Genomic DNA, 14027 nt, shown 5'->3' with positions numbered 1-14027 from the left:
CGCAGGCAGCCATTGGCTCGGCCCACGCCAGTGCACCCGCGGAACTGGCTCGGCCAGACCACCGGATGCGTCCCCCTGGGGCGGGAAGGCGGCGAAGACGAAACAAGGGGGGGAGGGGTTCAAAGATACCGCGCGAACGGGTCCACCAGCGACGCCAGCGTCACGCCGGCGGGCTGCCCGGCATTCTCGGGGCGCCAGGCTGGCTCCGGCCCTGCGGCCACCGGCATGACCTTGATCGGCTGCATTTTGCGGCCATAGAGGCGCTGCACGCGCTCATGCAGCGTGGGGTGCGAGTCGAGCCAGCGCTCCATGCGGCCACCGCCGCCCAGGTCCACCAGGAGCATGTGCTGTACCGAGGGGTGGTTCAGTCCCTTGTGGCTGTGCTCTTCATAGCCGCGCGGCAGGTCGCGGCGCTGGGCCATGACCTTGCGCAGCACACCGCCCAGGCCGTCGCGGCTGCGCGTCCATTGCACGGCGCGGGCGTCGGCCAGGTACTCGCGCTGGCGCGACACCGCGGCCTTGAGCATGCGTCCGGTCAACCAGCCTGCAAGGCCGGCCAGCATGATGGCCGAGCCGAACCACCACGACAGGCCCCGGCGCTCGCGCAGCGTGTCGCCGAAGTTGTAGACCAGCTCCAGCCCGAACACCATGCCCGCCAGCTGCATCTTCAGACGGGTGTCGCCTTCGTGCAGGTGCGAGAGCTCGTGGGCGACCATGCCCTGCATCTCCTCGCGGTTCAGGTAGTCGAGCGCGCCCTGCGTCACGGCGATCACGGCATCGCTCTGGTCCCAGCCGGCGGCAAAGGCATTGATCGCGTCGGTGCGCGGCATCACCATGATCTCGGGCCGGGGCATGTGGGCCGCGATGCACAGCTCGTCCACGATGTTGGAAAGCCGCTGCTCGGCATGCGAGAGGGAAGGCCGCAGCTCGCGCGCGCCAACCCGCCGGGCCAGCTTGACGCCGCCCGCGCGCAGGTTCGATGTTTCCACCCACCAGCCGCCCAGCACCAGCAGGAGCGACACGCCCACGTTCGCCGCCAGAAAGCCCTGCGGAAACGGCAACTGCCCCGGCAGCACCGCGGCCATCAACACCCAGGCCAGCGCGAGGGCCGCGTGCACCGCGACGACCAGCACGGCCACAGCGAGTGCAAAGCCCAGCAGCAGGCGCCGCGTCTCGCTGCGCGCGCTGTCCTGATGGTCCCAGAACTTCATGGCACCCTCTCCAGTTGGTGAGATATCCACTACGGGCAGAACTGGCCGCAGCCCTGCCGGCGCATGCGTGGATGCGGACGGGCCGTGCCGCCACGTGCGTCCCGCGGAGGGAACAGCGCCGCCAGCGGCCCAGAGGCCCAGAGGCCCATCGACATGGCTTACGAGAACCGCACCTGCGGCGCGGTGCGCTCTTCGTCGCTGTGCGTGGATTCGAGCATGGGCACGGTGGGAAAGCCCAGCAGGCGCGCCACGACCAGGTCAGGAAACTGCGCTGCCGCGTCGTTGAATTCCAGCGCCTGGTCGTTGTAGGCCTGGCGGGCGAAGCCCAGGCGGTTTTCGGTGCTGGTCAGCTCTTCGGACAACGACTGCATGGTGGCGTCGGCCTTGAGTTCGGGATACGCCTCGGCCACCACCATCAGGCGGCCCAGGCTGCTGCCCAGCACGCCCTCGGCGGCGGCCAGCGCGCCCATGGCGTTGGCACTGCCAGGCTCTGCCCGTACAGCGGCGGCAGCGCCCTGGGCCTGACCGCGCGCCTGGATGACGGCTTCGAGCGTGGCAGCCTCGTGGCTGAGGTAGCCCTTGGCGACTTCGACCAGGTTGGGCACCAGGTCGTGGCGGCGCTTGAGCTGCACGTCGATCTGGCCGAACGCGTTGGCGATGCGGTTGCGCAGCTGCACCAGCCGGTTGTACACAGTGACGGCCCACACCGCCAGCACGGCGACCAGGCCCAGAACGATCCAAGCAGTAGCTGACATGTCCCACCCTCCTTGTTGTGAATTGAATGAATGGATGCTGGGCGCATCTTAGTAGCGCGCCTTTCCCAAAGGGGCCATACATTTCAGCGGGTAGGGATTTAAGCGTTAAAAAAGCCTGTAGCGCTTACCTATAAAGCGCTAGCAGCTATTAAAAACATAGCACTCAACGCTATGGGTACACACCCGGCCCATCCACAGGCTGCGAGGGAAACGGCCCAGCCGCTCAGGGGGTGCCCTTATTCCTCATCCAGTCCGCTGTGCCCATAAAGCTTTCCTTCAAGCGGCCGCGCAGGGCATCGGGCACGCCCGTCTCGCCCATGGCCTGGTCCATGCACGCCACCCACTGGTCGCGCTCCTTGATGCCGATGGAAAACGGCATGTGCCGCATGCGCAGACGCGGGTGGCCGAAGCGGCTTTGGTAGTGGTCGGGCCCACCCAGCCAGCCGCACAAGAACCAGAAGAGCTTTTGCCGCGCCTGCACCAGCTCGCTGCCGTGGGCCGCACGCAACTCGGCATACGCGGGCTCCAGGTCCATCAGGTCGTAGAAGCGCTCGGTGAGTGCCAGCACGCGCGCTTCGCCGCCGATCCATTCGAAGGGTGTGACAGCCGCCGCCGCAGCCTCCTGGCCGGGCTCGGTGTCTGCGTGGGGGTCTTTGGAAACGTCTGAATTCATGTCAAAAATGGCGCTACCGCTTGACCATCAAGCGGCAGCAGCTATCGAATATATAGCAACCGGCTGATGCAGCACTGGTGGTACCCCACAGAGGGCACACGCCAGCCGCTCACTCCGCCGCGCGGCGCAGCGTGTCCACCACCGGCCGCAGCAGCACCTCGCGCAGGCCCCACCAGCCAGCGGCCAAGGCCAGCACGGCGCCCGCCACGGCGCCCGCCAGCGGCACCCAGGGCGACGCGGTCCAGGCGAAGTCGAACACGAAGCGCGCCAGCGCCCAGCCCACGCCCACGGCCACGGTGCTGGCCAAAAAGCCCGCGAGCAGGCCCACGCCCACCAGCTCGGCGCGCTGCACCTGCCGCAGCAGGCTGGCGCGCGCCCCCACGGCGCGCATGATGGCGTATTCGCGCGCACGCTCTTCGCGCGTGGCGGTGACGGCTGCAAACAGCACCACCAGGCCAGCGGCCAGCGTGAAGGCGAACAAAAACTCCACCGCGCGGATCACCTGGTCCAGCACGCGCTGCACCTGGGTGATGGTGGCCGCCATGTCCACGTTGGTGATGTTGGGGAATTGGCGCACCAGCGCGTTGTCGAACCCCTGCACCTCGGGCGCGCGGTAGGCGGCAAGGTACGTGACGGGCACGTCCTTCACGCTCGCCACCGGGTACATCACGAAGAAGTTGGCGCGCATCGAGCCCCAGTCCACCTTGCGCAGGCTGGTGATGCGGGCTTCGTTCAGCACGCCGCCCATGTCGAACTGCAGGCGGTCGCCCATCTTCAGGCCCAGGGTCTCGGCAATGCCTTCTTCGACGCTGATCGCGCCCTCCTCGCCCGCCGTCCACCGGCCGGCCACGATCTGGTTGTGGGCCGGTGCCTCGGTGGCGTTGGAGAGGTTGAACTCGCGGTCCACCAGGCGCTTGGCGCGGTCGTCGGTGTAGTCGGCCGGGCCCACGGCCTTGCCGTTCACCGCCACCAGCCGCCCGCGGATCATCGGGTACCAGTCGTACTTGGCGACGTTGTTGTCCTTGAGCGCCTGCTGAAAAGCGTCGGCCTGGTCGGGCATGACGTTGATCACGAAGCGGTTGGGCGCATCCGGCGGCGTGGCCTTGCGCCAGCTGTCCACCAGGTCGGTGCGCAGCAGCACCAGCAACACCAGGGCCAGCAGGCCCACGGCCAGGCTGCTGACCTGCACCACGGCGTAGGCCGGGCGTGCCGATATCTGCCGCGTGGCCAGCACCAGCCAGCGCGGGGCGGTGGCCTCGTTCACGCTCCTGCGCAGCAGCTTGACCGCCACCCAGGCCAGGCCCGCGAACAGGAGCACCGCGCCCGCAAAGCCGCCCACGGCGATCAGGCCCAGCTTGATGTCGCTGCTCACCGTCAGCAGCAGCGCCGCAAAGCCCGCGATGCCGATGCCCAGCACCGCCATGGATGCCGGCTTGAGCCCGCCCACGTCGCGCCGGATCACCCGCAGCGGTGGCACCTGGGCCAGCTGCAGCACCGGCGGCAGGCCGAACGCGAACAGCAGCGTGAGCCCCATGCCCAGGCCGAAGGCCACGGGCCACAGGCTGGGCGCGGGCAAGGCGGATTCCACCAGCCCCGCCAGCAGCAGCACGAAGGCGTGGTGCACCGCATAACCCAGCAGCACGCCCAGGGCGCTGGCGAACAGGCCCACCAGCGCGAACTCGGTGGTGTAGGCGCCCGCAATGGTGCGCTGGCTTTGCCCCAGCACGCGCAGCATGGCCGATGCGTCCAGATGCTCCGCGGCAAAGCCGCGGGCCGCCAGGGCCACGGCCACGGCCGACAGCAGCGCGGCCAGCAGGGCCACGAGGCTCAGGAATTTTTGGGCGCGGTCCAGCGTCTGGCGCATTTCGGGGCGGCCGCTCTCCAGCGACTCCACACGCACGCCGTGCACCTCGGGCTTCTTGAGCTCTGCGACAGACCAGTCGTTGAAGGCCTTGATCGCAGGCGCCGGGCCGGTGACGGCAAAGCGGTAGGTCAGGCGGCTGGCGGGCTGCACCAGGCCGGTGGTGGCCAGGTCGCCTTCGTTGACCATCACGCGCGGCGCAAAGCTCATGAAGCCGGCACCCCGGTCGGGCTCGATGACGATGATGCGGGCGATGCGTAGTTGCGTATCGCCCAGCAGCAGAAAGTCGCCCATGGCCAGGTTCAGCGATTCGAGCAAAGGAGCATCGACCCATACCTCGCCCTTGGCCGGGATGTCCCGCGTGGGCTGGTCGATGGCGCCGGGGGCGTCGGACACCCGCAGGCTGCCGCGCAGCGGATAGCCCGGCTGCACGCTCTTCAAGGCCACGAGCTTGCTGGCGCCTCCCTGGGCGTCGCTGGCGCGGCCCATGGTGGGAAAGCCGAGCGTGGTGACGGATTGGAGGCCCAACGCCTTGGCCTGGTCCACAAAGGCCTGGGGCGTGGGGTTGTCGCTGGCCACCACCGCGTCGCCGCCCAGCAGTTGCAGGGCATCGCGCTGCAGGCCGCCCTGCAATCGGTCGGCAAAGAAGCCCACCGAGGTGAGCGCGGCCACCGCCAGGGTGACGGCAACGATCAACAGGCGCAGCTCGCCCGCACGCAGGTCACGGGCCAGGGTGCGCCAGCCCAGGCGCAGAAAAGACAGGTTCATGGCGCGGACCTTATCGCAAAGCGAACGGGCCGTCAGCCCGTGGGGTGTTTGGGGCGGTGCCGGGCGCTGCGCGGGCAGCGGACCGGCCCGCTGCGGTCAGGGCCGCACCGTGGCGGCTGCCTCGCTGCCTTCTCCTGCGCCCAGCCGCTGCTCCAGCGCCTTGAGCACAGGTTCGATCTGCGCGCCCACCCGGATCTGCGGGTTGGAGAAGCCGTCCGCCTTGCCGGCCTCGACCTCGCGCTGCTGGATCAGCGGCACGGCCTTGGCGAAGGCGTCGGTGAACGAATGGGTCTGGCGCAGTTGCTCGTTGAACACCGCCCGGCCGAAGAACGTGAGCTCGGACAGCCTGCCGCAGCCGTACGAGGTGTGCGTGGCATCGGCCGCCGTCATGATGAGCGTGCCGTCAGTGGCGAGCGGGTCGATCCAGCCACCCGAGAAGCAGGCCGACACGGCGATCACGCGGTGGCGGATGCCGGCGTCGTCCAGCGCGGCGCGCAGCATCTCGGGCGTGACGGGCGGCACCTCCAGCGGCCAGTGGGACGCCGCCAATTCGTGGTTGCGCGCGCCGTGCGATGTCATGTAGACCATGAGCACGTCGTTGTCGCGGTCCATGCGGTCCGCCAGCGCCTCTATGGCGCGCTGCAGGTTCTGCGGCGTGGCCCACAGGTGGGTGCCTGCGGTTTCTGCATGGTTGAGCAGATGCAGCACACGGCCGTCGGCATCGAAGCGCTCCTTCAGCAGCGTGCTGACCATGGTGCTCTCGCGGCGGAAGACTTCTTCGCTGGCATAGGGGGCGAACACCAGGCCGTAGACATCCACCACGCCGGGGCGCTCGGGCAACAGCGCTTGTACCTGCTGCGGCCACAGTGCCTGCTGGGCTTCGAAGACCGTCTGCGACAGGTGCAGGCGTGCCGGCTCTGGAGCAGGCTCCCGGGCCGCGGCGACGGCTTCGGCGTCCAGCTCCCAGGGCCGGTCGGGAAACTGCCACGTGGCCAGGGCCGCCAGGCCCACCAACCCAGCGGCAAAGACCGCCGTGCGCACGCGCGAGCGGATGAAACGTGCACTGACCACGACCACCGCCGCCAACAGCCACGCGAACAGCGGGATGTACAGCGCCCACATCACCCATCCGGCGATCTGCCCCTGCCAGGTCTGCGGCCTTTGTGCCGCCCAGCCCAACAGCCCGTAGGTGAGCAGTGTGGGAACCATGGGCGCCCAGGTGGAGAGTGCGAACCATGCCGCCAGGCCGCCCGAAGGTTCGGGGCTGGCGGCCCCTGGTGCCGCCGCCTGTTCCCGCAGCGCCGGGGCCATGGCCCACCAGGCAAACCACAGCAGCGCCAGCGTCGTCCAGTACGGAATCAGCCAGCCGCGCAGGTTGAACTGCGCGGGGCCCACGATCTCCAGGCGCGCGACGGCCGCCAGCAGCGCGCCACTGGCCAGCGCCAGCACCACCAGTTGCCAGGGCGTGGGAGCCGCAGCGCCGGTACGGGGCGCCAGGAAAAATCCGGCGCGCAAGCCTTCGCGGACCCAGTCCCAGAGCGACAGTCGGGCAGCGCCCGCAGGCTCGCCATGTGTGTTGCCAACAAGCGCTCCCGGCGCGGTGGGCGTGCCGCTCAGCGGGACTTCGATCTCTCCGGGCACAGGGCCCCATTGGCTGGGCAGGGTGTTGTCCCAGGTGCCATGGATGTGACGGTCATTCATGCGCGCATCATGCCATCTGCGCATGACGTGCCTGCACGGCGACGGGCCCTTCGACGGTGGCCGCTGCGTGCTCCTGAGTGCTCCCGGTGGCCGCCGTAGCCGTAGCCGTTGCCGTCGCGGTGGCCCGGCATCCGACCGCTATCGCCGTGTCTGCGGCGCAGCCGCTGCCCCAGGCAGCACCGCGGGCGCCTGCGCCAGCTCCGGCTGCAGCACCAGCCGGTCCGCCCCGCTGTAGCAGACAAAACGCCGGTTGGTCGCCCGCCCGATCGCGCACAGGCCCAGCTGCTGCGCCACCGCATGGCCCATCTGCGTCATGCCGCTGCGCGACACCACGATGGGCACGCCCATCTGGGCCGACTTGATGACCATCTCGCTGGTAAGGCGCCCGGTGGTGTAGAAGACCTTGTCGGCGCCCGACATGGGCTCGGGCATGGCCCCTCCTCGCGCCGTGGCTTCATCCGCTGGCCGCGGCGGCTGCGCGTTCATCCACATCCAGCCTGCAATCGTGTCGATGGCGTTGTGGCGCCCCACGTCTTCCACGAAAGTGAGCAGTTCCTCCCCCTGGAACAGCGCACAGCCGTGCACGGAGCCGGCGGACTTGTACGTGGACTCCTTCAGGCGGATCGCGTTGACGATGCCGTACAGCTGGGCTTGGGTGAGGCGCGCCTCGGGCAGCACGATGCGGTCCACCTCGTCCATCAAGCCACCGAACACGCTGCCCTGCCCGCAGCCGGTGGTCACCACCTTGCTGGCCGTCCGCTCTTCGATGCGCTCGATGCCGTGGCGCGTGCGCACGGCGGCGGCGTGCACGTCCCAGTCGACGGTGATGGATTCGATGTCGAATACCGATTCGACCAGGCGCTGGTTGCGCAGATAGCCCAGCACCAGCAGCTCGGGGTGCGCGCCCAGGGTCATCAGCGTGACCAGTTCGCGCTTGTCCACATACACGGTGAGCGGGCGCTCGGCAGGGATGGAGACCTGCTCCCGCTCGCCCAGTTCGTTGACCACATCGACACTGTGGGTGAGCGGGGCCGTGGCCTGCGTCAGGCGCGGCAAGGGCTGGGCGGTGGAATCCGTTGCGGTGCGGGATGTCATGGAGGGACTATACGCAGGCGTGCTGGATGCAGACGTCTGCTCAGCCTGGCCCTGCGCCGGGCGGGGCCAAGGGCGAAAAGGAGGTGCGCCGAGAGATTTGGAGGAGTGCCGGTCTCTGTGCGGCCCATCGCAGAAGTGGCACGCACCCCGCGCACCCAGCCGGTGGCGGTCAGGGCTTGGGTGCCGATGCCGCGGCGGCGGGCGTGGCCGTGTTGGGCGGGCTGCTGGCCGTGCCCGGTGGCGAATGCGCACCTGCGGCCTCCAGGGGCTTGGCCTCTGGCGGCGTGTAGGCGAACGGGCCGGGGTCAGCGCACGAGGCGCCGGTGGCCACCGCAGGCTTGGCATCCGGCGTGGTCTTGCGGTAGTGGGCCGCCACCTTGTCCTGCGACAGGCACAGCTTGTAGTTGTCGACCTTGCCGGCCCAGGCGGCCTTGGCAGCGGCTTCTGCAGCCTTGGCGGCGGCCTCGGGCGACGGCGGGGGCAGCTTGGCCACGGCTAGGCTGCACGCACCAGCGGCACACAAAGCCAGCGCCAGGGTACGGAGGGGGTGTGGAGTCTTCATGGTGGGGTGTGCCTCACATGTCATGCCTGGACGGGCTTGCCTGCGGCAGCGGCCGCCTCGACAGGTCCGTCCACGGCGCTGCGCTGGCGGGGAATCTTGCCGGCCTCGATGTCGTCATACCAGAGCTCGTGATGCTCCCTGGCCCAGGTGTCGTCCACATAGCCGGTCTTCATGGCCTTGTAGGCGCCCTGCATGCCGATGGTGCCCATGTAGATGTGGCCCATGAACATCATCATCATCACCACCGTGGCCACGGCATGCACCATGTGCGCGATCTGCATGGTGCCGCGCTCGTAGATGAGCCCGGGGATCAGCTTGTCCAGCACCAGGCCCGAGGCCACCACGATCACGCCCAGGCCCAGCACGCCGGCCCAGAACACGATCTTCTCGCCCGCGTTGAAGCGGTGCGAAGGCACCTCTTGCCCCGAGAGCATGCCGCCGCCCTTGGCGATCCAGGTGATGTCCTCGCGGCGCGGCAGGTTGTCCTTGAGGAACGTGAAGAACACGATGACCAGGGACACCGCGAACAGCGGGCCGGCGAAGTTGTGGATGTTCTTGAGTGCATACGCCAGCCAGCCGAACAGCGTGGCCCCCATGATGGGCAGCAGGAAGAACTTGCCGAACGCCATCACGATGCCCGACACCGCCAGGGCCACGAAGGCAATCGCGTTGGCCCAGTGGGCCGAGCGCTCGAACGGGGTGAAGCGCTCAATCTTGCGGCCGGTCTCTGCACCGTGCACCTTGATCGCGCCCTTGCCCCAGTAGAACAGCGCAATCGCACCGGCCACGATGAGCAGCAGCGAGCCGCCGTACGGGATGATCCACTGGTTGCGCACCTGCCGCCAGGCCTCGCCGGCGTTGGTCACGCGCGAGCCGGGGTACTGCACGAAGGGCTGGATCAGGTTGCCGGCCTCGGGCGCCTGGCTCTCGGGCAGGCTGCTGGTGCCGGTCACGCCCTGCCCCACCTGGCGCCACATGGGCGCGTTGTTGCCGGGCTGCACCTTGGCGCGTTCGCCGTTGGTCTGCTCCAGGTATTTGGGGTCGGCGCTCGCGTCCGGCTTGACCTCGAAGATGTTCTGGCTCTGGATGCCGCCCGCGGCCGGGGCCACGGTGGCAGGCGCAGGCGCTACTGCTGCCGCAGGCGCAGAGGCTGCATCGCCAGCGGCCGGGGCCTGCGCCAGCGCGGGGCCGCAGGCCACACCGACCACCAACGCCAATGACCACAGGATGTGTTGCATGGCGGGCCTCACTTCGCGGTGATGCGCGTGTACTCGTTCTGACCGTACTGCTGGCGCGTCTTCAGTTGCGCCTCCCAGCTCGCCTTGTCACCGGCCGTCCAGCCCGGCTGCGTGAAGGCGCTGCCGGTGCCGGCGTAGGGTGTGGCATCGCTGCGGATGCCGGCGCCGGTCTGCGGCTTTTCGCCGCAGGCGCTCAGGGCCGCCAGGGCCAGGGCTGCGGAGGCGACCAGCAAGGTGCGTTGCATCGTGATCATGACTTGCCCCCTGCAGGCTGGCCGGCCTGCTGCGAGCCGTAGGCCGTGCCCCAGCCCCACACTTCGGCGCCCTTGCCGCGCTGCACCACGCGGTTGCGGAAGATGTCCGCCACCACGTCGCCATCGCCAGCCAGCAGGGCCTTGGTGGAGCACATTTCGGCGCAGGCGGGCAGCTTGCCCTCAGCCAGGCGGTTGCGGCCGTACTTGTCGAACTCGGCCTGGCTGCCATGCTCTTCAGGGCCACCGGCGCAGAAGGTGCACTTGTCCATCTTGCCGCGCACGCCGAAGGTGCCGGTGGACGGGAACTGCGGTGCGCCAAAGGGGCAGGCATAGCTGCAGTAGCCGCAGCCGATGCACACGTCCTTGTCATGCAGCACCACGCCTTCGTCCGTGCGGTAGAAGCAGTTGACGGGGCACACGGCCATGCAGGGCGCATCGCTGCAGTGCATGCAGGCCACCGAGATGGATTTCTCGCCGGGCACGCCGTCATTGAGCGTGACCACGCGGCGGCGGTTCACGCCCCACGGCACCTCGTGCTCGTTCTTGCAGGCCGTGACGCAGCCGTTGCATTCGATGCAGCGCTCTGAGTCGCAGATGAATTTCATTCGTGCCATGGGTAGGTCTCCTTGCGCGGCGCGATCAGGCGCGTTCCACGTTGCAGATCGTGGTCTTGGTTTCTTGCATCATGGTCACGCTGTCGTAGCCATAGGTGGTGGCGGTGTTCACCGCTTCGCCGCGCACGATGGGCGCTGCGCCCTTGGGGTAGTACGCCAGCATGTCCGCGCCTTGCCAGCGCCCCGAGAAGTGGAACGGCATCCACACCGTGTCGGGTGCCACGCGCTCGGTGACCAGCGCCTGCACGTTCAGGCGTGCACCGGTGGGCGAGCTCAGCCACACGCGCTCGCCGTTGCGGATGCCGCGGTCGGCCGCCGTCTTCGGGTTGATCTCGACGAACGACTCCTGCTGCAGCTCGGCCAGCCAGGGGTTGGAGCGGGTTTCCTCGCCGCCGCCTTCGTACTCGACCAGACGGCCCGAACTCAGGATGAGCGGGAACTTCTCGTGCACCTTGTCGGCGATGTTCTTGTCCTGCACGCTCTTGTACAGCGTGGGCATGCGCCAGAAGGCCTTCTTGTCGTCGTGCGTGGGGTACTTGGCCATCAGCTCGGGCTTGGTGCCGTACAGCGGCTCGCGGTGCTGCGGTATCGCATCCGGGAAGTTCCACACCACGGCACGCGCCTTGGCGTTGCCGAACGGGTGGCAGCCGTGCTTCATGGCCACGCGGATGATCGCGCCGGTGGGATCGGTCTTCCAGTTCTTGCCTTCGGCCTTGGCCTTTTCGGCGTCCGACAGGTCGTCCCACCAGCCGAGCTTCTTGAGCAGCACGTGGTCGAACTCGGGGTAGCCGGTGGTGATCTCGCTGCCCAGCGAGAACGATCCGTCCTCGGCCAGCAGGTTCACGCCGTCCTTTTCCACGCCGAAGTTGGCGCGGAAGTTGCCGCCGCCGTCCATCACATGCTTGGAGGTGTCGTACAGGTTGGACGAGCCCGGGTGCTTGAGCTCGGGCGTGCCGTAGCAGGGCCAGGGCAGGCCGAAGTAGTCGCCGGTGAAGTCGTAGCCCGTGTCCTTGTCCTTGCCGCCCTTGGCCTTGAGGGTCTTCACGTCGAACAGGTGCATGTTCTTCATGTGGGCCTTCAGCCGCTCGGGGCTCTGGCCGGTGTAGCCGATGGTCCACACGCTCTTGTTGATCTCGCGCAGGATGTCCTCGGGCACGGGCTCGTCCATGCCCTTGACCTTCTGCATCTTGTAGTTCTTGGACAGCTCGGCGGCAAAGCCCAGCTTCTCGGCGAACTGGTGCATGATCATGTGGTCCGAGCGGCTCTCCCACAGCGGCTCGATGACCTTCTCGCGCCACTGCAGCGACCGGTTGGACGCGGTGCACGAGCCGCTGGTCTCGAACTGCGTGGCCGCGGGCAGCAGGTACACCGCGCGGTTCGGGTTCAAATCTTCGGCCTTGCCGGGCATGGCGGCCATGGCGGCGGTGGCCGAGGGGTACGGGTCCACCACCACCAGCAAATCCAGCTTGTCCATCGCGCGCTTCATTTCCAAACCGCGCGTCTGCGAGTTGGGCGCATGGCCCCAGAAGAACACGCCGCGCAGGTTGGAGTCCTGGTCGATGAGCTCGTTCTTCTCCAGCACGCCGTCGATCCAGCGCGACACGGTGATACCACTCTTGGTCATCATCGCGGGCGATGAATACTTGGCCTTGATCCACTCGTAGTCCACGCCCCACACGGCCGCGAAGTGCTTCCAGGAGCCTTCGGCCAGGCCGTAGTAGCCGGGCAGCGAATCGGGGTTGGGGCCCACGTCGGTGGCGCCTTGCACGTTGTCGTGGCCGCGGAAGATGTTGGTGCCGCCGCCCGTCTTGCCCACGTTGCCCAGCGCCAGCTGCAGGATGCACGATGCCCGCACGATGGCGTTGCCGATGGTGTGCTGCGTCTGGCCCATGCACCACACCACGGTGCCGGGGCGGTGGGCGTTGAGCATGCTCGCCACCTTGAAGACCTGCGCCTCCTTCACGCCGCAGGCCTCTTCCACCTTGTCGGGCGTCCACTTGGCGAGGATCTCCTCGCGCACCTTGTCCATGCCGTAGACGCGGTCGTTGATGTACTGCTTGTCTTCCCAGCCGTTCTTGAAGATGTGGTACAGCAGGCCGAAGAGGAAGGGAATGTCGGTGCCAGAGCGGATGCGCACGTACTCGTCGGCCTTGGCCGCCGTGCGGGTGAAGCGCGGGTCCACCACGATCATCTTGCAGCCGGTTTCCTTGGCGTGCAGCATGTGCAGCATGCTCACGGGGTGGGCCTCTGCCGCGTTGGAGCCGATGTACATCGCGACCTTGCTGTTTTGCATGTCGTTGTACGAATTGGTCATGGCCCCATAACCCCAGGTGTTGGCCACGCCGGCCACCGTGGTGGAGTGGCAGATGCGCGCCTGGTGGTCGCAGTTGTTGGTGCCCCAGAAGCTCACGAACTTGCGCAGCAAGTAAGCCTGCTCGTTGTTGTGCTTGGACGAGCCGACGAAGTACACGCTGTCAGGGCCGCTGGCCTTGCGCAGCTCCTGCATCTTGGCGGTGATCTCGTTGAGCGCGGTGTCCCAGCTGATGCGCTCGTACTTGCCGTTCACGAGCTTCATGGGGTAGCGCAGGCGGTACTCGCCGTGGCCGTGCTCGCGCAGCGCAGCGCCCTTGGCACAGTGCGCGCCCAGGTTGATGGGCGAGTCGAACACCGGCTCCTGGCGCACCCACACGCCGTTCTCGACCACGGCATCGACCGCACAGCCCACCGAGCAGTGGGTGCACACGGTGCGGCGCACTTCGATCTTGCTGTCGCCCAGGCCCACCTTGGCGCCTTCGGCGGCGTTGGACTTCTTGACCAGCGTGAGCTGCGACGCGGCAATGCCGACGCCGACGCCCAGGCCGGAGCGCCGCAGGAACGCGCGCCGGTCCATGGTGGGCAGGGCCTGCGACAAACCGCGGCGCAGGCTGTGAACAAAAGGAGAGGCAGGCGCGGCGCCCGGCGCGGCGTGCGGCGACTTCTTGGTGAGCAACATGGGGCGCCCCGGTCAGAGTTGGGTGGTCTTGTAGTACTGCTTCACATGAGCGGAAAGGTGGTACCCGCCGCCCTTCTCCGGTGCCACGCGGGGGGGCTCGGACACGGCCGCTTCGGGAGACGTCGCCAGCTGCGGAAGGGCCACCACGGCAGCCGCTGCGGCGCCGACGGTGGCGGCGCCGGCAAAGAAGCTGCGGCGCGAAGGTGGGGTTTGGCTGTTCTGCATGCTTGTCTCCAGAATGGCTGCAGCTATGAAATGCTGTTCATACAGTCTATGTCACTAGGTGCAACACCGCAATCGCGG

Annotated in this window: 12 protein-coding genes; all 12 read right to left on the bottom strand. The window is 68.1% G+C overall.

Annotated elements, in window-relative coordinates; genetic code table 11:
• Positions 1–119 precede the first annotated feature (119 nt).
• Entirely contained in the window at positions 120–1211 is a 1092-nt protein-coding gene (locus ASF16_RS01430) for a M48 family metalloprotease (protein WP_056161709.1), read from the bottom strand.
• Between the two features lie 158 nt (positions 1212–1369).
• Entirely contained in the window at positions 1370–1966 is a 597-nt protein-coding gene (locus tag ASF16_RS01425; RefSeq protein WP_056161707.1) for a LemA family protein, read from the bottom strand.
• A 223-nt stretch (positions 1967–2189) separates the two neighbouring features.
• Entirely contained in the window at positions 2190–2639 is a 450-nt protein-coding gene (locus ASF16_RS01420) for a group II truncated hemoglobin (RefSeq protein WP_235507218.1), read from the bottom strand.
• 109 nt (positions 2640–2748) lie between these two features.
• On the bottom strand, positions 2749–5268 hold the full coding sequence (locus ASF16_RS01415; RefSeq protein WP_056161705.1) for an ABC transporter permease: 2520 nt from the start codon (positions 5266–5268) through the stop codon (positions 2749–2751).
• A gap of 96 nt (positions 5269–5364) precedes the next feature.
• Positions 5365–6969, bottom strand: coding sequence for a C13 family peptidase (locus tag ASF16_RS01410; protein ID WP_056161703.1), 1605 nt, complete (start codon positions 6967–6969; stop codon positions 5365–5367).
• A gap of 138 nt (positions 6970–7107) precedes the next feature.
• Positions 7108–8064, bottom strand: a complete 957-nt coding sequence (locus ASF16_RS01405) for a formate dehydrogenase accessory sulfurtransferase FdhD (RefSeq protein WP_056161702.1) — start codon at positions 8062–8064, stop codon at positions 7108–7110.
• A gap of 169 nt (positions 8065–8233) precedes the next feature.
• Complete coding sequence (locus ASF16_RS01400; RefSeq protein WP_156371833.1) at positions 8234–8626, bottom strand: hypothetical protein; 393 nt, start codon at positions 8624–8626, stop codon at positions 8234–8236.
• A 20-nt stretch (positions 8627–8646) separates the two neighbouring features.
• Entirely contained in the window at positions 8647–9864 is a 1218-nt protein-coding gene (locus tag ASF16_RS01395; protein WP_056161700.1) for a formate dehydrogenase subunit gamma, read from the bottom strand.
• 8 nt (positions 9865–9872) lie between these two features.
• Positions 9873–10118, bottom strand: coding sequence for a hypothetical protein (locus ASF16_RS01390; RefSeq protein WP_369817096.1), 246 nt, complete (start codon positions 10116–10118; stop codon positions 9873–9875).
• A complete protein-coding gene (gene fdh3B / locus ASF16_RS01385; protein WP_056161698.1) occupies positions 10115–10732 on the bottom strand; it encodes a formate dehydrogenase FDH3 subunit beta in 618 nt (205 codons plus the stop codon). Before fdh3B ends, ASF16_RS01390 begins: the two co-directional genes overlap by 4 nt.
• 25 nt (positions 10733–10757) lie before the next feature.
• Entirely contained in the window at positions 10758–13724 is a 2967-nt protein-coding gene (locus ASF16_RS01380) for a formate dehydrogenase subunit alpha (protein WP_056161696.1), read from the bottom strand.
• A 12-nt stretch (positions 13725–13736) separates the two neighbouring features.
• Positions 13737–13949 (bottom strand): hypothetical protein, encoded by a 213-nt coding sequence (locus ASF16_RS01375; protein WP_056161694.1) that lies wholly within the window; start codon positions 13947–13949, stop codon positions 13737–13739.
• Positions 13950–14027: the final 78 nt, after the last annotated feature.

Origin of the sequence: Acidovorax sp. Leaf78 (assembly GCF_001422735.1) — a bacterium.
In the GTDB taxonomy this organism is placed as follows: domain Bacteria; phylum Pseudomonadota; class Gammaproteobacteria; order Burkholderiales; family Burkholderiaceae_C; genus Acidovorax.
The sequence above is the reverse complement of the archived record's forward strand: the minus strand, read 5'-3'. Positions and strand labels throughout refer to the sequence as shown.